Annotated in this window: 16 protein-coding genes and 4 pseudogenes; 15 read left to right on the top strand and 5 right to left on the bottom strand. The window is 59.1% G+C overall.

Annotation, left to right across the window (positions count from 1 at the left end):
* The 3 genes and pseudogenes from AC1Q7H_RS22825 to AC1Q7H_RS22815 all read left to right on the top strand — a co-directional run.
* Positions 1-550, top strand: a pseudogene (locus AC1Q7H_RS22825) (recombinase family protein); the annotation flags it as partial.
* Positions 547-1451: pseudogene (locus AC1Q7H_RS22820) on the top strand (ParB/RepB/Spo0J family partition protein). The pseudogenes AC1Q7H_RS22825 and AC1Q7H_RS22820, both read left to right, overlap by 4 nt.
* Entirely contained in the window at positions 1448-2329 is an 882-nt protein-coding gene (locus AC1Q7H_RS22815; RefSeq protein WP_492381760.1) for a plasmid partitioning protein RepB C-terminal domain-containing protein, read from the top strand. Before AC1Q7H_RS22820 ends, AC1Q7H_RS22815 begins: the two are co-directional and overlap by 4 nt.
* Positions 2330-2534: 205 nt before the next feature.
* On the opposite strand, the gene AC1Q7H_RS22810 is transcribed toward AC1Q7H_RS22815, so the two are convergent.
* Positions 2535-3092, bottom strand: a complete 558-nt coding sequence (locus AC1Q7H_RS22810) for an ImmA/IrrE family metallo-endopeptidase (RefSeq protein ID WP_492381759.1) — start codon at positions 3090-3092, stop codon at positions 2535-2537.
* Positions 3085-3447: a helix-turn-helix domain-containing protein gene (locus AC1Q7H_RS22805; protein ID WP_492381758.1), complete on the bottom strand. Its 363-nt coding sequence runs from the start codon at positions 3445-3447 to the stop codon at positions 3085-3087. The genes AC1Q7H_RS22810 and AC1Q7H_RS22805 overlap by 8 nt, the downstream gene beginning before the upstream one ends.
* 378 nt (positions 3448-3825) lie before the next feature.
* Between AC1Q7H_RS22805 and AC1Q7H_RS22800 the strand changes: the two genes are divergently transcribed.
* The 12 genes and pseudogenes from AC1Q7H_RS22800 to AC1Q7H_RS22745 form a co-directional block, all read left to right on the top strand.
* Positions 3826-4533, top strand: coding sequence for a hypothetical protein (locus AC1Q7H_RS22800; RefSeq protein WP_492381757.1), 708 nt, complete (start codon positions 3826-3828; stop codon positions 4531-4533).
* On the top strand, positions 4533-5012 hold the full coding sequence (locus tag AC1Q7H_RS22795; protein ID WP_492381756.1) for a hypothetical protein: 480 nt from the start codon (positions 4533-4535) through the stop codon (positions 5010-5012). Before AC1Q7H_RS22800 ends, AC1Q7H_RS22795 begins: the two co-directional genes overlap by 1 nt.
* Positions 5009-5491, top strand: coding sequence for a hypothetical protein (locus tag AC1Q7H_RS22790; protein WP_492381755.1), 483 nt, complete (start codon positions 5009-5011; stop codon positions 5489-5491). Before AC1Q7H_RS22795 ends, AC1Q7H_RS22790 begins: the two co-directional genes overlap by 4 nt.
* The gene (locus AC1Q7H_RS22785; RefSeq protein ID WP_492381754.1) at positions 5488-6942 is read left to right on the top strand and encodes a ThiF family adenylyltransferase; all 1455 of its coding nucleotides are present in this window, start codon (positions 5488-5490) and stop codon (positions 6940-6942) included. Before AC1Q7H_RS22790 ends, AC1Q7H_RS22785 begins: the two co-directional genes overlap by 4 nt.
* Before the next feature lie 277 nt (positions 6943-7219).
* Positions 7220-7576, top strand: a complete 357-nt coding sequence (locus tag AC1Q7H_RS22780; RefSeq protein WP_492381753.1) for a hypothetical protein — start codon at positions 7220-7222, stop codon at positions 7574-7576.
* Positions 7577-7595: 19 nt separating this feature from the next.
* Entirely contained in the window at positions 7596-7952 is a 357-nt protein-coding gene (locus tag AC1Q7H_RS22775; RefSeq protein WP_492381752.1) for a hypothetical protein, read from the top strand.
* A 228-nt stretch (positions 7953-8180) separates the two neighbouring features.
* On the top strand, positions 8181-8312 hold the full coding sequence (locus AC1Q7H_RS22770) for a hypothetical protein (protein ID WP_492381751.1): 132 nt from the start codon (positions 8181-8183) through the stop codon (positions 8310-8312).
* Between the two features lie 149 nt (positions 8313-8461).
* On the top strand, positions 8462-9979 hold the full coding sequence (gene istA, locus AC1Q7H_RS22765; protein ID WP_492381750.1) for an IS21 family transposase: 1518 nt from the start codon (positions 8462-8464) through the stop codon (positions 9977-9979).
* A 117-nt stretch (positions 9980-10096) separates the two neighbouring features.
* A pseudogene (locus AC1Q7H_RS22760) lies at positions 10097-10345 on the top strand (ATP-binding protein); the annotation flags it as partial.
* A gap of 80 nt (positions 10346-10425) precedes the next feature.
* Positions 10426-11436 carry an IS21 family transposase gene (gene istA / locus AC1Q7H_RS22755; RefSeq protein ID WP_492381762.1) on the top strand — a complete coding sequence of 337 codons (1011 nt, stop codon included), beginning with the start codon at positions 10426-10428 and terminating at the stop codon, positions 11434-11436.
* Complete coding sequence (gene istB, locus AC1Q7H_RS22750) at positions 11433-12221, top strand: IS21-like element helper ATPase IstB (RefSeq protein ID WP_492381749.1); 789 nt, start codon at positions 11433-11435, stop codon at positions 12219-12221. The genes istA (AC1Q7H_RS22755) and istB overlap by 4 nt, the downstream gene beginning before the upstream one ends.
* 72 nt (positions 12222-12293) lie before the next feature.
* Positions 12294-12818, top strand: a pseudogene (locus AC1Q7H_RS22745) (ATP-binding protein); the annotation flags it as partial.
* 179 nt (positions 12819-12997) lie between these two features.
* On the opposite strand, the gene AC1Q7H_RS22740 reads toward AC1Q7H_RS22745, so the two are convergent.
* The 3 genes from AC1Q7H_RS22740 to pglZ all read right to left on the bottom strand — a co-directional run bounded on the left by AC1Q7H_RS22740 (position 12998) and on the right by pglZ (position 18175).
* Entirely contained in the window at positions 12998-13360 is a 363-nt protein-coding gene (locus AC1Q7H_RS22740; protein WP_492381748.1) for a hypothetical protein, read from the bottom strand.
* A gap of 204 nt (positions 13361-13564) precedes the next feature.
* Entirely contained in the window at positions 13565-15646 is a 2082-nt protein-coding gene (gene brxL, locus AC1Q7H_RS22735) for a BREX system Lon protease-like protein BrxL (protein ID WP_492381747.1), read from the bottom strand.
* Positions 15647-15667: 21 nt separating this feature from the next.
* A complete protein-coding gene (gene pglZ, locus AC1Q7H_RS22730) occupies positions 15668-18175 on the bottom strand; it encodes a BREX-1 system phosphatase PglZ type A (protein WP_492381746.1) in 2508 nt (835 codons plus the stop codon).
* Between the last annotated feature and the right edge of the window lies 1 nt (position 18176).

Genomic DNA, 18176 nt, shown 5'->3' with positions numbered 1-18176 from the left:
CCGACTCATAATCAGCTCGTCCTGCCTGGGGGAATTTAGCCGACCACAAGTGGGGGAGTTTGAAGTGACCATCCGGGGCCTCATCCGTGCTTATCAGACGGTTGGCTTCACTCCCGACCGTGATTACCGGTATGTAGAAACCAATCGTTTCCTACGCCACCTCCACCCGGAAATTGTCACGGAGACGGAGCGTAGAATAGCCGCGCTCGGTGGCACCGTAGTCCGCGATCCAGCGACGGACTTGCTTTTGCTCAATGGCGAGTTTGATGCCTCGATCGTCCTTGCTCGGTGCCAATCCCCTGCGGCCGGCCATTACCGCCGGAAGGTACGATTCGACGCAAGCCTCGCCCCCGACATTACTGTCGCAGTCCGCCTTGGCCAAGAGAACAACTCGATACTGGACTACTACCTGCTCCCACGCCTCGACTTCTGCAAGCCTCGCATCAGTCTAGCCGAACGCAATCCGGCAGAACTGGATAGCTACCGATTTGACAACCTTGACTACCTCTATGGCATGGCGGCTCGCTCTAAGCTCAGGAGAGCAGCATGAGCGAAAAGCGTCATCCAGCCGAGGTTCGCATGATTCCAATCGATCGAGTCGAAGTCCTAAATACGCGGGAACGCAACGGAAAGGGTATTCGGCGAGATCGTTGAAAACATCAAAGCCATTGGCCTGAAAAAGCCGATCACCGTCACCCCACGCTTGGCGGCAGATGGCGGCGAGAAATATATGCTCGTCTGTGGTGAGGGGCGCCTGAGAGCTTTCCGGTCTCTCGGCGAAACGACGATTCCCGCCCTTGTCGTGCATGTTAGCGATGAGGATGCCTTTCTGATGAGCCTGACCGAGAACATCGCTCGCCGCCAGTGTCGATCCCTGGAGCTGCTAGGGGGCATTCGCCAGCTACACGAGCAAGGCTACACACCGAAGGTCATCGCGGAGAAGACAGGGCTCACTCAACAGTACATCCAAGGAATCCTGACGCTACTGCAACAGGGCGAAGAGCGCTTGCTTGTCGCCGTCGAAAAAGGAAGCATTCCACTGAACGCTGCGCTAGCCATTGTAGGCGCTGGCGATGACGACAAGGCGATTCAGGCCGCCCTCCAGGAAGCCTACTAGTCGGGAAAGCTGAGGGGCAAGCAGCTCATGGATGCGCGTCGAGTCATCGAGCGTCGCCAGACACTCGGCAGGAAAAGTTCCCGTAGGATGCCGCGGCACACTAGCGACATCTCCTCGTCCAGCCTCATCCGCACGTATCAGAATGAGGTGGAGCGCCAAAAATCCATGGTCCGCAAGGCCGAGTTCGCGCAACAGCGGCTGATGTTCGTGGTGGGAGCCCTACGGCAGCTCTTCGCCGATGAAAACTTTGTCAATCTTCTGCGCGCCGAAGATCTCGCAACGCTCCCAAAATAACCTATCAGAACGCGTATGGCCCGGAGGTGCCTTGAGATGAGCGGCGTTACGCTCGGCTTCATTCCTGAGCCGTTGAACGTTCCGGTGGTTTGCATCCTGCCCTCTCGGCGCGCTCCGGAAGGCATCGCCACCTCGAGAAAATTCAATCAGATCAAGTCTTCGATTGAGGAGATCGGACTGATTGAGCCTCTCTCCATCACACCGGCCGACCAGCAGTCCGGTCAACATGTACTTCTAGATGGGCACATACGACTGATCGCTCTTCGGGAGCTAGGCTTCGTCGAGGCGTCCTGTCTTGTTGCCACAGACGATGAGAGCTTTACATACAACAATCGCATAAATCGCCTGTCGACGATCCAAGAGCACCTCATGCTGAGACGAGCGATAGATCGGGGCGTTTCACCGGAGCGGCTGGCTAAGGCGCTCAGCGTCGACGTCACGCATATCCAGAAGAAGGTCAATCTCTTAAATGGAATCTGCCCAGAGGCGACGGACCTACTTAAGGACCGGCAGTTCTCCCCAGAGCTCGTCCGCGCCATCAGGAAGATGAAGCCAACGCGACAAGTCGAGTGCGTCGAACTGATGGCTTCAGCGAACAATCTCACCATCGCGTATGCGGAGGCTTTACTTGTCGCAACCCCAACCAGCCTACTTGTTGACGGAAAGAAGCCACGAAAGCTCACTGGCGTCACGCAGGAGCAAATGGGAAAGATGGAACGGGAGATGACAAACTTGCAGGGGCAATACAAACTAGTTGAGCAGACGTATGGTCAAGACGTCTTGAACCTTGTACTGGCGAAAGGTTACCTGGCGAAGCTACTCGAAAATGAAGCGGTGTCCGCCTTCCTTCATCAAAGACACTCCGACTTACTCTCCGAATTCGAGCTGATTGTACAAACCGTCTCGCTTGATCAATAGCGATGGACAGTAGGATTGCCAGAATCTTCAGGACGGGATGGGGTTAGGATCGCCGCCGTTGTCGTGCAGCCCGTCGTAGACTCTCTTGAGAATCCCACCAGCATATAGCACGTCAACGGGTAGCGCCGATCACAGCCCCTGCCGGGAAGTGGCCCGCGCCTTTGCCCACTCCAAGCTAGGCCGGATAGCTCTGAGTGAGCACCTGCTATGCAAGCTCTAATACGTGCAGTTGCTGCAATCGGATAGACATTGCTTGCTCACTGACCCCGAAAGCGCGAGCCAAAGATGCAACTTCTAGTTCATCCCATAAATTTCGCTCTAGCGCGACCTTCTGTACGAAAGGCGCAGGCATTAGAAGCGCAGCCGCAAATGCATTTGCCTCACGCTCTTCCGTCGGGGTAGTTGTCGACCCTGGCGCTCTATATTCCGCTGCTGTTGATTGGCCTACTCGTTGATAAACCCTCAACTCAGTATCAATGAATAACCGCTCTTTGCCAGAATCATGCAGACGGAGATGTCCCAACTCGTGCGCTATGGTGAAGCGCTGTCGGTTTGGATGGTGCCTGGCGTTGACTATCAGGTATCGCTCCTGAGGCTTCACTATGAGCGCTCCTGATACGTGGTCCTCTAGCGTCTCGTAGCGCAAGGACACTCCCAGTGCATTCACGACCCGATTTAGATCTACAGGTATGGACAATGCCCCGGAATAACGGAGTGTTTCTTGGGCCGTTTGTTCAATAGCCGCAAGTCTGTAGTCATCCATTGTTGTCTCGAGTATTTAGAATTGCGTCTAAAACTTCCCTGACCCGCGGCGTAGTCCTCAGTACCTCCTCGCCGAAAGTAAACTCTTCTAACGCTGGCCCAACAGTTACGGCCTGTGCCTCCTCGATGGAAGGCAATACTTGCGCCAAGGGAACGTTCAAAACCTCGCAGATCCGATACAACACATGCAAGGAGACCTTCTGAGCGCCCTTTTCTATGTTCGTAATCGACGTCCGTTCTAAGCCCACCTGCCCCGCGAGTTCGGCTTGGGTCATGCGCGTGCCCCCTGCGGACTGCTCCCTGAGCAGCCGCAAGCGCATACCGAGAGTCTTATACAGCTTTTGATCGTCAATCATCGCACTTCCTCAACATATGTTGACAACTGTATGCGAGAGACCACGAAATGTCAATGACGCTGACATCATCCAGCTCAGTTGATTGTCAATTTTGCTGACATATACGTTGGTGACGTTAACTTCCCAACACAAGAACGTTGTGCTACATTGACCCCATCGTGTCCATGGGCACTCAAAGCTGGGAGATAAAAATGAACAAACAATAAAAAAGGGCCAACCCGAAGGTTGACCCCTGTGTGAACTTGCGCAAACGCTAGCTCGGTGTGGTAACCGTTAGTGTCGGCGTAATTCCGCTCGGCGTCAATCCTTCAATATGTTTTCGATTTGCCGCCTGCCTTCGGTCAGGTAGCACAGATTCCTATTGCTTAAGGATTTGCCATGCCGACAAAACCTGTCGCTATTTGCATTGACCGCCAAGAGCGGTTCGTAACGCCCGGCGCCAATCGCGGTCGCGAGCTGAGCGCCATTGCCAACGCAGCCATCACCGAGTGGGTGCTTCTGGAAGTTCAGGGGGATGTGGATATTCCCCTCGCACCGGATGACATCATCTTCATCCGCGGCGGCGAGTCGTTCAGCATCGCACTCGCCCATCATGGGCAGGACAATCCCGTTCTGCGCAAGCCGGTCTCGTTTACGCTCAACGACGCGCCCGCCCCCACCCACCAGCATCCGCCTCACGGCAAAGCTACCGGTGAACAGCTCAAGGCTCTCGCCGGCGGCGGTGAAGTGGACTTGTGGTGCGACCTGGACGGCATCGCTGACGTCCTCATTGACGACGCCGATCGCATCGTCATGCAGCCGGCGGACCATTTCTTTACGGTCCAACGCGAAGACAACACCTATGAGGTCAAAGTTTTGCTCGACGGTGAGGAGCGCAACCGCCGTTTTCCGTCGGGCATCACCGTACGCCAGGCCACCCGTCGCAGCCTTCCCCCCAGCGACCGCCAGGATGTCGACAAGTTCGGCATGGTCGATATGGAGCTGGGCCCGGAAAAGCTGCAGCCCCACCTGACATTGCATGACGCAGGTGTCCGCGACGGCCATACCCTGTCCATCACGAAGAACAGCGGCGGGGGCGGGCAGTAATGAAGCAAGCGGCCATCGTTCATCCGAAGGTGTCAGAGCGCAACTTCACGAGGGCGATTCAGCCGCTGCTTTCTGAGCCGGAACGCTACGCGAAGCTTGGCATCAAGCTTGTCAACTTCGCGTATCCGTATCTCGACCTCGAGCTTAGCTGGTATCGGTACGGTACCAGCATTCTCCTGCGGGTCGACGGCACGGACTACAGCTACCGGCCCGTTGGCGGTTGGTGGATTGACCCCGAAGGTCAGCCCCTCAGACAAGGTACCAGTCAAATCCCTTCTGGTTACGGCTTTCACACGGCCATGCAGGACGGCGAACCCCGCAGTTGGTTTTGCTTCCTCGGATGGCGGGAGTACCACGACCACACAGGCCATCAAGATGTCTCGTGGGCCTCACTACGACGCGACCGTTGGTATGGCGTTCTAAACCTCGTTCTTGCGTTGCACGAGGCCCTCAATAAGCCGGAGGTACCGAGACAATGAAATATCAAACATGGCGTATCCCCTCTTCAGTCTTGGGCGAGACGGAACGAGCTTTCAAGGTCGGTGCGCACGAAGTCTTTGCAATCTGGACCGCTCCAGTCCAAGACGGCGAAGATGCGATACCGCATGCAGAAATTTCCCGGAGCATCATTCCGGTGCAGCAACCCGGCGCGTCCCCACAAGGTGTATGGGTCCACATCGACGGCAACGAGCTGCAGCGCATTCAGATCGACAATTATCGTCGCAAGGAACGATCCATCGTCCAGCTACACACTCATCCCGGAGCGGACGTTCGCATGTCAGGGCTGGATAGGAAGTGGGAGGTGGTCAGGCACGTCGGTGCATTGAGCATCATCGTTCCCTTCTACGGACGAAACGGGCTCAGTACGTTCGAAGGTGTGAACGTGTATGAGCGAGAAGAAAAGGACTGGCGACTGTGGCCGTCAGCGGAAGTCAGCCAGCGATTGGTGCGCATATGACAAGTGCAGCCGAAAAAAATGCCCAAGCGCTGAAGGCGCTATTCGGTTCGGCGCCCCTTGCTCACCGACTTGCCGAGACCCGCCTCGCCGTCGTGGCACCGCATGACCACCAGTCAGAGTCGGGAAGACTGCTCGCCGAGTTCTTGGCTGACAGTCTGGCGCGTCTCTGGCCCAACATCGACTTTGTCGGCGCAGGCGCCGAGTCAAATGTCGAAACGGCAGGCTCGGCAGCTTCTTCCGGCGGCGGCGGCGTCGAGGGATACGCGGTGCGATGGGCTCCGCCGTACCACTGCGTTGTATCGGTGGGCTGCGATGCCCCGGACGGCGGCGCCGCAACAATTCGAATCGGCGCTGACGGATGGATGTCAAAGCTCGGGCCACGCGCAAGCTGTGGTGACAGCCCCAACCCCGCGGGGCCGGCCTTCGCAGCAGCAATAGCAGCAGCTCAAGTTTTCTTGCGCGTCTTCCTGCAGGAATTGCGCGGATCCGGTGCCGAGCCACTCGACGAGTTCGAGTTCGATCTGCGTACGATTTGCGGTTCGCCAGACATGGAAGTCCAGGACTTGGATTTGGATGAAACACACGTGTTTGGCGTCGGCGCAGTTACTCACGGCATGATGGCTCTTCTCCTGCGTTGGCCATCCCGGGTCTCCGGAACTTTGCACTTGGTCGACCGCGATACCTACGGCAAGTCGAATGGCCAGCGATACGGCTTTATGCGCGACATCGACCAGAGCAACTACAAGGTTGATATGGTAAAGCAGCGGTTGAATCGCGCTCATCCGGATCTTGTCGTCAACAGTTACCGAGATGATCTGAACACATACTGCGCTATTCGCGGATATGGCGCGCCGCTCGCACGGCTCGTCGTTGGCCTCGATTCTGCCGAAGCTCGCCGCCAATCCGCCTTGAAGTACCCCAAGAACTGCATGAACATGTGGACGGAGGGAGTCCGCGTCGGGGCGGGCCGGTATGCTCTGGATCATGGAGGCGCTTGCCTGGCATGCGACTACCTGGAAGACCTCAGCAAGCCTTATGACGAGGTGGCGCAGATTCATCGAGACACGCAACTTCGCCCCGACCTGGTCCGAAATCTCCTGGACACTGGGCGCGGCCTTACCGAGCAAGAGGCCCAGGTAATCGCCAGTCATAGGGGATTGGCTGCTACGAACTTCGTTGGTGAGCCCTTGAGATCTGTCCTGCCAGTACTATGCGCCACGGGTGCAGTAACGTTCGCGCAGACTGCCGAAACTACTGATGTTCCCTTTGCGTTTTCTTCGCTCATGGCCGGTGTTGCCGGATTTATGATGCTACTGCGCGACATATTCGACCCCGCTCCCTTGAGCGAAGGCTGGACAGAGCATATTTTCAAACGCCCGTCGCCACATATGTACCGCCATCGCCCTCACGAAAAGGACTGTGTAGTGTGCGCTCTCCACGAAGTGCTTTGAGCGGGCTGTCAACGTGGAGAGGCGAGGAATCCCGCTTATGCGAGCGCTTGCGCGAAATTCTCGAGCTGCCATATCGCCAATATTGCATTCAGCGGTGGAATGGCCTAACGCGGGGCCAAGGCTGCATCTCTGGGACGCTCACCGAATCAGGCACGAATCTCGCCCTGTCGCCTGGTCTCAACGGTGAGCGAGAGCAGTAAAAATTTAGAAGCGCCCAGTTGTCTATCTGGGCCGAGTTGTGCCTTACGATCGAAGTCCCGTAACTTACTAAGTACCAATGAATCAGCATCAGATTCCACCTGAAGGCCAGACAATGAGTGTCATTCCCACCGATGAGGCATTGCAGGTATTGGCTTTGAATGCCCTGCTCGATGCGAAGTACCTCCCCGGGGAAAAGCAGGCGGCATTCGCAAAGTTTGCGCAAATGTTGAACGAACATGAGACGGATCGACAGCGGCTCTTGAACATCTCGGTACCCGATCAGGCCGAACGTGAGGCTGCGCGCGATGATGCAATGAAAAGAACTGATGACGCGTATCGGGCAGCTATAGCGTTTGAAGAGGAGCATCCGATCGTGGCCAAGCTTTACAGCATCATGTCGGAAGTCGAACGCGCAATTCGAGCCTCAAAATAGCTGCAAAGGAAGCCACCTCATGAATCAGGAAGCTCAGTACGCATTTGAACAGTTGGGCAGAAACTCGAAGAACATCGCTGATTCGTTGCACAGCATCGATCAGACACTGAAGATTGTTGCTATGAAGGAGTTGCTGTTGGCCACGGAAGGCAACGGCTGGCAATCGACTTATGCAACCCTCATACACTACCGCACGGAGACCGTAAAGGCCGAAAGAAACATGAAAGGCGCGACAGAAGAGCATGGCACGGAATCGGATGAACATCGCGGGGAAAGGTCTTTCTGGCTGCAGGTAAAGCAAAATCTGGATAAGTTTGAAGCGGACCATCCAGTCCTGGTCAAGTTTGCCGATTTGCTTGAGGGGATCACGGTCTGACAGACTTCGGTAGACAGTTTCCAAAGGGGCATGCGAATTGGTGTGCCCTTCTTCTTTTGGCCCCCTGCTTCGGGTGAACTTGGAGCACCCTTCGCTACGCTACGGGCCAGGCTCTCGTGCTTTCGCATCGAGCTCCGCTACCGCGGATCTCGCCCAGAGAAGAAAGAAAGCGAAACGACAACAATTCGTCAGGTAACATTCCTTCGTGAGGCAACACGGCCGGACAAAATGATTGTCGCCGCCCAGGCAGTCCGCGGCGACACGGGCGAAGTGCGTATTCCGGCCGATCGTGACCAGTCATTCCGGATTATCGTGACCACGGATTCCGGCATCGTGACCGGCATTTCCGGTTTATCGTGACCAGCCGTTCCGGCGATCGTGACCAGGCCGCCGGGGAGGGATCTGACCGCTGAAATGGTGATGTCCTGCTCGCGCTGGTCCGGTGGGGATGTTGCGTATTGTCCAACCCAGGCTGTGGATAACCTTCTGCGTTTTTGCACGGAGAAGCGATGCCCAAGCCCCCCATGACGATACGCATGATCAAAGACGTGTTACGACTCAAACACGAGTCCGGACTGTCGCACGCCAGCATTGCCGCGGCGCTGCAAGTCTCCAAAGGCGTGGTGTCCAAGTATGTGTCGCTGGCCGCTGAGGCCGGACTGGCATGGACTGAGCTACGCGAGCTCGACGAGGCTGCAATCGCCGCGCGCCTACTGCCCAGCGCACGCAAAAGCGCTTACGTGCCGCCGGACTATGCCCGCATCCACCAGGAGCTGCGCCGCAAGGGCGTGACGCTGACCCTGCTGTGGCAGGAATATGTCGAGGCGCATCCCGGCGGCAAGACCTACCGCCACACGCAATTCTGCGAGCGGTACCACGCTTGGGCCAAGAGCCTGAAGCGCTCAATGCGGCAGACCCACAAGGCCGGGGAGAAGCTGTTCGTCGACTATGCCGGACCGACCATCGCCGTGGCCGACGGCGGCCGCGCCCACGTGTTTGTGGCGGCGCTCGGCGCGTCGAGCTACACATTCGCATGCGCCACGCCACGCGAGACGATGGTGGACTGGATCGCCTCGATGGTGCGCGCCCTGAGCTTTATCGGCGGCAGCCCAGAGCTGATCGTCCCAGATAACCCGCGCGCCTTGATTGCCAACGCCGACCGTCATGAGCCGCGCGCTAACGAGACGGTGCTCGACTTCGCGCGCCATTACGGCACCTCGGTGCTCCCTGCCCGTGCACGGCGTCCGCAGGACAAGGCGAAGGTTGAGGTGGCAGTACAGATCGTAGAACGTTGGATCCTCGCACGACTGCGCCATCAGCGTTTCGAGACCGTGCATGCGGTCGACCGTGCGATTGCAGCGTTGCTGCCCGCACTCAATGAGCGCCCCTTCCAGAAGCTGCCGGGCAGCCGCGCCAGCGCCTTCGCGGCCTTGGATGCGCCGGCGTTACGCCCGTTGCCCGCGGTCCCTTATGAGGTCGCCAGGTTCCGCACTGTCAAGGTCCATATCGACCAGCACGTCGAGATCAACAAGCATCGCTACAGCGTGCCGCATGCCCTGGTTGGCCAGACGCTGGACGCGCGCATCACCGCGCACGCGATCGAACTGCTGCACCGTGGCCAGCGCGTGGCCGTTCATGCGCGTGCAGCCGCCGGTGGCTTCACCACGGTGCCGGAGCATCTGCCCGCCGCCCACCGCGCCCACCTGGAATGGACGCCGCAGCGCCTCATCCGCTGGGGTGAGCAGATCGGCGGCGCCACCGGAGCCGTCGTGCGCCGGCTGCTCGAGCAGCACAAGCATCCGGAGCATGGCTACCGCGCCTGTCTGGGGCTGCTGAGCCTGGCCAGGCGCTATGGCAAGGATCGTCTCGAGGCAGCCTGTGCGATTGCGCTGGAGCTCGGCGCCTATCAATACCGCCACGTCAAGAACGTGCTCGAAGCCGATCGCGATTGGCTGACCGCGGCCCCTCCTGCCGAGTGGGTCAGTCCCGACCACGCACACCTGCGCGGGCCCAGCTACTACCAGTGACGCCGTCTGCCAGGCAGCACTAACTCCCGCGATTCGCCTCTATGGCCCTCGCACACCGCTGGGCAGCACCCGCAGTCGATCTTGCTTGCCCGGCGCTCACAACCGGAACCCAATCTCATGATGACCCATACCACGCTCGCGCAACTGCGCTCACTCAAGCTCGACGGCTTTGCCGCCGCCCTGGAAGAACAGCTTGCCCAGCCCGGCGCCAGCGCGCTCGCCTTCGAGGAACGCCTGGCGCTGCTGATCGACCGCGAACTGCTCTGGCGCAATGACCGCAAGCTTGCCCGTCTCTTGCAGCGTGCCCGCCTCAAGTACCCCCACGCCGCGATCGAAGACCTCGACGCCCGCGCAGGCCGCGGTATTTGTTAGCGCCGGTGTAAAAATGACCCACCCCGCCGAAGTAAAACTGACCCACCTGGTGGAGGATGGCGGATTTGCCGCCGATGCTGACACAGGAGCAAGCAGTGGAAATCAGGGTATTGGCGAAACGAGGTGCGGGAGTGAGGGAGATAGCACGGCAGACGGGTCTGTCGCGCAACACGGTGCGGCGCTATTTGCGCGACGAACAAGCCTGCCGGTACGGGCCGCGTGAGTCCAGAGCGACGAAGCTTGAACCGTACCACGGCTATTTGCTGGAGCGAATCGAGGCGGCACGCCCACGCTGGATTCCGCCGACCGTGCTGCTGCGCGAGTTGCGCGAGCGCGGCTACGACGGCGGCGTCAGCCAACTCAAGGTATTTCTCGCACCGCATAAGCACGCTGAGCCCGAGCCGCTGGTGCGCTTCGAGACGGCGCCAGGCAAACAGATGCAGGCCGACTTCACGGTCATTCGGCGCGGACGAGATCCGCTGCTGGCCCTGGTGGCGACGCTGGGCTACAGCCGCGCCAGCTTCGTGCGCTTCACGGCCAGCGAGGATGCCGCGACGCTGTGCGCCTGCCTGGAAGAGGCGCTGGCCTTCTTCGGAGGCGTGCCCGAGCACATCCTGTTCGACAACGCCAAGTCGGTTGTCGTCGAGCGCGACGCGCACGGCGACGGCCGCCACCGCTGGAACCGGGAGCTGTTGGCGCTGGCCGAGCGGTATGGCTTCGCACTGAAGGTTTGCCGCCCCTACCGGGCCAAGACCAAGGGCAAGGTCGAGCGCTTCAATCGCTACCTCAAGGAGAGCTTCGTCGTGCCGCTGGCTGCCACGCTCAAACAAGCCGGGCTGAAGCTGGATGTCGAGGCCGCCAATCAGTACATCGGCCGCTGGCTGACGGAGGTGGCCAATACACGGGTCCATGCCACCACTGGCGAGCGCCCCGCGGTGCGCCTTGCTGTCGAGCAAGAGGTTTTGCTGCCGCTGCCACAAGCGGGGAGACCGCTGCCTGTACCCACGTCCATGCGCCCCATCCCGCGCGAGAGCCTGCAGCACCCGCTGGCCGTGTATGACAGCCTGCTGGAGGTGGCGGCATGAACCTGCAGCACGAGCGCATCGCCAGCCTGTGCGGCCAGCTCAAGCTGGACCGCGTGGCGCTGGAGTGGGGGCCGCTGGCACAGCGGGTGGCGACCGAGGACGCCAGTCTGGCCGACTTCCTGGAGCGGCTGCTCAACACTGAGGTTGCTGCCCGCGAGGAGCGCAAGCGTCAGGTGCTGACTAAGCTGGCGACGCTGCCGTCGGTAAAGACGCTGGAGCAGTACGACTTCGGCTTCGCCAGCGGCGCGCCGCGCATGCAGATACAGGAGTTGGCCAGCCTGGCGTTTATAGAGCGCGCCGAGAACGTCGTGCTGCTCGGGCCGTCCGGCGTAGGCAAGACACATCTGGCGACGGCACTGGCCTATCGGGCCACGCAGGCTGGCATCAAAAGCCGCTTCCTGACGGCGGCCGACCTGATGATGCAACTGGCGACTGCCCGGCAGCAAGGGCGGCTGCGCGAATACTTCAATCGGGCGGTGATGGGTCCCAGGTTGCTGGTGGTCGACGAAATCGGCTATCTGCCCTTCGGGCGTGAGGAGGCGAACCTGTTCTTCAATGTCGTCGCCAAGCGCTACGAGCGCGGTTCGATGGTGCTGACCAGCAACCTGCCGTTCGCGCAATGGGCCAGCGCCTTCGCCGACGATCAGACGCTGACGGCAGCGATGCTGGACAGGCTGCTGCATCACGCCCATATCGTGCAGATTACCGGCGAAAGCTACCGGCTCAAGGACAAGCGCCGGGCGGGGCAAACGAACGGCCGAGCCGCCCCCAAGGCGGCTGGCTGACGGGAGCCAGGTGGGTCAGTTTTACTTCGGCGATTCTTGCCAAAGTGGGTCGGATTTAAATCGGCGTTGACAGGTATTGATCGGAAGCAGCTCACGAGCCTCGTACTGTCCGACTGGATCGCAACCGGACATACCGTCCTGATCGGTGGCCCGACCGGCGTCGGCAAGACCTGGCTGGCCTGCGCGCTGGCGCAGTACGCCTGCCGCCGCGGGCACTCCGTCGCTTACCTGCGCGTGCCCAGGCTGGCCGAAGAGCTACGTATCCTGCATGGCAGCGGTGGCTTCGGCAAATGGCTGCTGCAGATGGCCAAGACCGACCTGATCGTGCTGGACGACTGGGCGGTGGCACCGCTGGACCCGACCACTCGCAATGACCTGCTTGAACTCATTGACGATCGCGGCGGCAGCCGCGGGTTGCTCATCACCTGCCAGTTGCCGGTCGAACACTGGCATGGCTGGATCGGCGACCCCACCATTGCCGACGCGATTCTCGATCGCCTGATGCACCGCATTCACCGCATCACGCTGGCCGGCGACTCAATGAGAAAGACTGCTCAAAAAACGAGCACCACATCCAGCGGCAACCCCACTGCCTAGCCTAGCAGAGTAGAATCCGTCCCCGCGCAACACCCTCAACCGATCACCGGTCACGACACCGGAATTGCCGGTCACAATCAACCGGAAACCGCAGGGACACAGCGGTCACGATAGAACGGAATCCGTGGTCACGATGCCGGAATGACCGGTCACAAACACCGGAATACGCAGGCGAAGCCCTAGTCCATCGGCGTGGAGATCTTTTGGCGGCGCTGGAAAAGCTCGATACGTTTTCGCAGGCTTGCGCGTTTCTCCTCGGGCATAACCTGATAGCGTTCGACCTGCCTCACCTCGCGGCGGCGAACGCAAGCCTGCGTCTGCTTGGCATGCCCGCGGTCGACATATTGCGGCTCAACCCCTTGGCTTTTCCCCGCAACCCTTACCACCATCTTGTCAAGCATTACCCGGATGGCCAGCTCAAACGTGGCCGTCTCAACGATCCCGAACTGGATGCCCGTCTGACCCTGGAGGTGTTCCGCGACCAGCGTCAGGCCATGCAGCAGCTCAACAGTGCCAATCCTGACTATCTTGTCGCGTGGCATTGGCTCACCACCGCCGACGAACCAGGTTCTGGGCTGAATGCTTTTTTTGCCTCATGCAGGGCGCCATCCGGCCGAATATTGGATGCAACGAAGAAGAAAATAGGTTTGGTCGTCACGCGCGAGCAGGCGATGTACCGCTTTAGCCCCGAGATCGCATCGAACATAACCGCCAACAATGCGACGAAGGCTAAGGCGAATGACTGCTCACTGCAACTTCACGAACGTTACGTTGAACTCCTTGCACTGACGATGTTGCTGCATACGGTTGGCAAAGCTGAAGGCCTCATTCAGTTCGCAGCGCTGAAACACATCAAGCCCCCGGCTGAGCACGATCTTCCAGCCATGGTCGGTTGTGATGTCGCGATCATGCTTCGTGCGTGTGGTGTCGTACGCCCAGGAAAACTGAATCCCGATGCTTGCACACGCCGCTTCCATCTTCTGGAAGTTCTCTGTTTGGCGATCGCCAGTGAACTCGTCCTCCACGGTGACGACATGGACAACCACTTCATCTTCCAGACGTGTAAACCGGCTGATCGTTTCCAGTAGCTCCATCAAATTGCGTTGCTGGTGGAACATGCGCAAGTAAGGATCGGTCACGATAATGCGTCTGGCCCCTGCCAGGTAGGGGCCAAACAGTTGATCGAATGACATCCCGCGCTGGTTCTCCTGAAAGACCCGGTGCTGTTCTTTGAGTGCAGGCTCAAGCGTTTGTATTCCACCTGTGGTCTCCAGGAGGCTGGGCTGCGCCATAGCGCTGGGTTCCCCGGATGGGGCAGTGAGATTGGTAGCGGCCTCGGTTATACCGTCTCCCATTGCTCTGCGATGGTAGGCGCTTGGGTATTCCTCTTCCTCCAACGTCGTCACCAAGCGCTCGACCCCTTGTGGATCGAAGTAGGCAAAACGAACGGCGGGATAAGTCGCATCGATGCGCAGGAGCTGGTCCTTCACCCGCTTGCGCCCCTCGATCGCGACCCGAAGCAGCTCTTCGATTTCCTCGACACTCGCGTCGCCCTGGGGGTACAGAATCTTCATCAGACCCGAGAAGGTCTTGTTGATGCCATCGCGGTCACGGGTTGAGATGTCATCCGACAGCCGGAAGTGCGCCTTGTACCTGTCAGAGAAGTCATGGCTGCGCAAGGAACGAAGAATCTCGGCCAAGTAGTCCACCACGAAGCCGTAGCCGCTGGAGAACATCTCGCCGCGAATCACATCGACTTCCCAGCCGGGGATGTAGCTGTGGATGCGGTCTAGAAAGGCCGAGTCGTGGAATTTCTCCGGCAGGGGGTCGAATAGATCCGAATGCTTGAGCATGTAGGGAACCGTATGGTCGGTGTTGCCCACGAAAACCATGCTTGCCTCTGCTCCCAGCGTTTCCACCCCGCGCGAGAACGACTTGTTGGCCATGTAGTTCTTCATGATGTCCACCAGCGCCTTGTCCACGCGCTTTTGCTTGCCAGCGAACTCGTCAAAGGCCACCACATCCCAATAGCCCACCAGGCCCAGCTTGCCCGAGCCGTTGTGGACGAACAATTTGGGCACGGTCACCTCACCGCCCGAAATCAGAATGCCGTGCGGTGAAAACTCCGAGTAGATGTGCGACTTGCCGGTGCCTTTGGGGCCCAGCTCGATCAGGTTGTAGTTGCGCTCACAGAATGGGATGAGTCGCACCAACTGGCTAAGCTTGTTACGCTTGCCGAACATCTGCGGGTTAAAGCCGACGCTCTGGATCAGTAGGTCAATCCACTCATCTGTGGTGAAGTGCTTGCGTGCCTCCACGTAGCCGTCAAAGTCGAAGTGCGAAAGCTGAATCGGCTTGATGGAAGACAGCACCCAAGGCGTCGCATTCTTGTCCTCGGTGAATATGTATTCCAGCTCCGCGATGCACCACACGCCGCCCACCAGCAGCTTGGGATGGGCTTTCACAGTGGCCGAGTCGATGATCACCTTCTTGATGCCCAGGTTGGCAAACTCGGCCTCGTAAGCGTCCGACTTGTCGTTCAGTGCCACGCTGATGCGGTCGATGACTTTGTGTCGTCCCTTCTCCTTGATAGTGGAGCGCACCAGCCCCGCTTCGTTGCGGTGTACGTAGTGCTTGCGCAGGATCTCGCGCACTGTGTCGATCCCAGCCTGGATGGTGGTCTCGTCGTTGGTCGCGCAATACTGCCCCAGCAGGTACTCCAGCACATATGTGGGCACGATGGCATTGCCCTTCACCGTCTTGACCAGATCCTTGCGGACAACCAGCCCGGCGAAGTGTTGATTGATTTTGTCGTCCAGTTGGCTCATTTCTGTCACCCCGCCCTATCTCTAAAAATCGAACTCGCTGGTGAACGAGCGACGAATGGTGTAACGCACGGCCTGATAGCGCGTGTGGTGTGACGTGCCATCCACCGGCTCTTCCAGTCGCAGCTCAACCTGCCGGTTGTTACAGGCATCGGCCTTGCGGCTCAGAATGAAGCGAACAGCCACCTCCCGCTCGCGCGGGTTGCTGGACGTCATGTCAAAGCTCAGCTCCTGCACATCGGAAATAGCCTCACCTGCCAGCGAATACAGGCCGGCGCGCAAACGACGCGGTTGGCGTTTGTCTGTTACAGGCTCGGTCTGGTAGAGCACCACGGCCAGTTGGCCGGTTGTGATGGTTTTGCCGCCGCCGCCAATCAACTCCACCTCAACCTTGCCTACATCGCTTTGGCGTTTTTTGTTGATGCTGATCACCGGAATCACCACCTCCTGCAGGGTGGCGCCCCCATGTCCAAAACGACTGCCCGAGCCCTTCAGCCGCAGGCGATTGATCGATTTCGGGATCTGCACCTGCAGGCTGCCTGCCAGGCCCAGTTGCTCGGGCTGAAAGGTCTTGAAGCTACTGCTCTCGCGCAGGCCGCGCCCCAGTACAAAACGCCGGTCGGTGTAGAGGATCTCGTCGCCACTGGGTTCGGTGCTGAGAAAATCGCTGTCTTGCAGCGGGTGGTGTTGGTAGATAAAGCCGTGGTCAGCGGTGACAACGATGTTGCTGGCATTGGCATTGGCCAGCTTTTTGATTACCCGCAGCAACTCTTCCAGCGTTTCTTCTGCCGCGCCGAAAACGCGCTCTTCGGTATCCCGCGTATCGCCCGTCTTGTCGATCAGATTGTGATAGACGTACACCACATCATGGTCGCGCACCAAAGCCCGCGAATCCTCTTTGCCCATGGCCAATACATCCTTCGCCAGTACTGCAGTAGACGGGACAACGGTTTGAGCCAGGATGCGAGCGCGGTTGGCGGTGCCTGTGACACTCACACCATCGGCCATGACTTCCCCGCTGTCGTCCTCCACAATCTGAAGAGTCTTGTGAGGCAGCAGAGAGGCCATACCCAGCTGGGTGTAACTCGGCAGGCAGGACAGGGCCGGCACCAATTCGGCATCAAAGCGGTCCTCGCGGCGAATCAGGCTCTGCAGCTCCTCCCCTACCTCGTAGCGGAAAGCGTCGGAAATCAACACGCACACCTTGCCCTTGCGCTCCAGATAAGGCTGCACAAAACGCTCAAAGAAGTCTGCCTGGCTCACCACCGGGGCGGCTTCCCAGAGCAGGCAAGCGTCCACGAACCGCTGCCAGCGCACATTCAGGTACGACAAATAATTGTTGCTGTACAGGTTCTCTACCTGCTGGCTCAGCGCCTGCAACAGCGAGGCTTGGCCCGATTCGCGCGCGTGATAGAAAAATTTGCGGTACCGCTGATCCAGCCGAAACCAGGTCTGCGTGTACTTGTGAATGCCATCCGCCAGTGAGTCCATCTCCAGCTGCGTCAGCTCCAGCGACTGCATGAACTGCGCCGCATGCTCAATGGCCAGATAGACGTGTTGGTAGCGATCAAACCAGTGCCCTTGCCGGCGCTGGCGAACCCATTGCTCCACCTCTTGTGCGCTGACCGTGCGCGATGCCACCTCACGCACCAGCTCGCTCAGGATCTTGCGGTCGATGGCTTCAAACTCATCCATCGACATCAGCAGGCGGTATTCAAGACCCTGTAGCTTGTCCTCGATCTGCAAGATGTCAGCACACTGGGCAGACAGCACCTCGAAGTCCTGTGCATGTGAGCGGCTGTCTTTCCAGCGCTGGATGAACACTTTTGCCTCTGATGTGAGGCGGGGCTTGAACTCGACATCCACCTCACTGAGGAAGCAGCTCTTGAAGAGCTCGATTACAAAATCCTGAAGGCCTGGCAGCTCACTGATATAGCCGTAGGCGCGCTTCATCAACTCCCAGAAATGCTCGTTCAGGCCGCTGCGCTCCATCAGCTTGCTGCGCGTATCGACGCCGCTAGCCAGTTCGGCCAGCAGTGCTTCCAGCATCGCGTCTAGACGCGGTTCGCAGCCCACACACACGGCCAGCATCTTCTGGCGCAAGGCGTTGCCGCTGTCGCTAGGCGCCAACAGCTCTTTCAGCCTCTCACGTCGCTTGGCGGCCTCAAAGAACGCGGGGTGAGCCTCCAGCAAGGGGTAGGCATCAGGCCCCAGCTCCAGTTCAGCCAACCACAGCGCCACCTGGTCGGTACGGAAGGTGCTGCCGCTGGCCAATTGCACGTCCAGCAGCCAGTTCACCAGGTAATCGGGTTCCGGCCCATCCCTGAACAATAGGAACTTCTGCTCTGGCTGCTCGCGCAGCACACGGTACTTCACGCCAAACTCGTTGTTGGCCAGCTCGATCTTTTCCACGCCGGGCAAGGCCAGCGCCTCGAAGTCAGCGCGGAACTCGCGGCGGGTGTCATACCAGAACACTATGCGCTGCTTGTCAAACAGATTGCTCAGTGCCTGCTGGATCTTTGCGCTACTCATC

It is taken from the genome of Cupriavidus sp. GW823-FHT06D04 (assembly GCF_058795055.1).
Note: the sequence above shows the minus strand (reverse complement) of the source record. Positions and strands in the feature narration are given on the sequence as shown.

Bases quoted from the DNA above. Each gene is read 5' to 3' on its own strand.
- AC1Q7H_RS22805 (WP_492381758.1), bottom strand. From the start codon at position 3,447: ATGATTGACGATCAAAAGCTGTATAAGACTCTCGGTATGCGCTTGCGG.
- brxL (WP_492381747.1), bottom strand. From the start codon at position 15,646: ATGAGCCAACTGGACGACAAAATCAATCAACACTTCGCCGGGCTGGTT.
- pglZ (WP_492381746.1), bottom strand. From the start codon at position 18,175: ATGAGTAGCGCAAAGATCCAGCAGGCACTGAGCAATCTGTTTGACAAG.
- AC1Q7H_RS22740 (WP_492381748.1), bottom strand. From the start codon at position 13,360: ATGCCACGCGACAAGATAGTCAGGATTGGCACTGTTGAGCTGCTGCAT.
- AC1Q7H_RS22775 (WP_492381752.1), top strand. From the start codon at position 7,596: ATGAATCAGGAAGCTCAGTACGCATTTGAACAGTTGGGCAGAAACTCG.
- AC1Q7H_RS22770 (WP_492381751.1), top strand. From the start codon at position 8,181: ATGATTGTCGCCGCCCAGGCAGTCCGCGGCGACACGGGCGAAGTGCGT.
- AC1Q7H_RS22810 (WP_492381759.1), bottom strand. From the start codon at position 3,092: ATGGATGACTACAGACTTGCGGCTATTGAACAAACGGCCCAAGAAACA.
- AC1Q7H_RS22785 (WP_492381754.1), top strand. From the start codon at position 5,488: ATGACAAGTGCAGCCGAAAAAAATGCCCAAGCGCTGAAGGCGCTATTC.
- AC1Q7H_RS22815 (WP_492381760.1), top strand. From the start codon at position 1,448: ATGAGCGGCGTTACGCTCGGCTTCATTCCTGAGCCGTTGAACGTTCCG.
- AC1Q7H_RS22780 (WP_492381753.1), top strand. From the start codon at position 7,220: ATGAATCAGCATCAGATTCCACCTGAAGGCCAGACAATGAGTGTCATT.
- AC1Q7H_RS22795 (WP_492381756.1), top strand. From the start codon at position 4,533: ATGAAGCAAGCGGCCATCGTTCATCCGAAGGTGTCAGAGCGCAACTTC.
- istA (WP_492381762.1), top strand. From the start codon at position 10,426: ATGCTGACACAGGAGCAAGCAGTGGAAATCAGGGTATTGGCGAAACGA.
- AC1Q7H_RS22800 (WP_492381757.1), top strand. From the start codon at position 3,826: ATGCCGACAAAACCTGTCGCTATTTGCATTGACCGCCAAGAGCGGTTC.
- istB (WP_492381749.1), top strand. From the start codon at position 11,433: ATGAACCTGCAGCACGAGCGCATCGCCAGCCTGTGCGGCCAGCTCAAG.
- istA (WP_492381750.1), top strand. From the start codon at position 8,462: ATGCCCAAGCCCCCCATGACGATACGCATGATCAAAGACGTGTTACGA.
- AC1Q7H_RS22790 (WP_492381755.1), top strand. From the start codon at position 5,009: ATGAAATATCAAACATGGCGTATCCCCTCTTCAGTCTTGGGCGAGACG.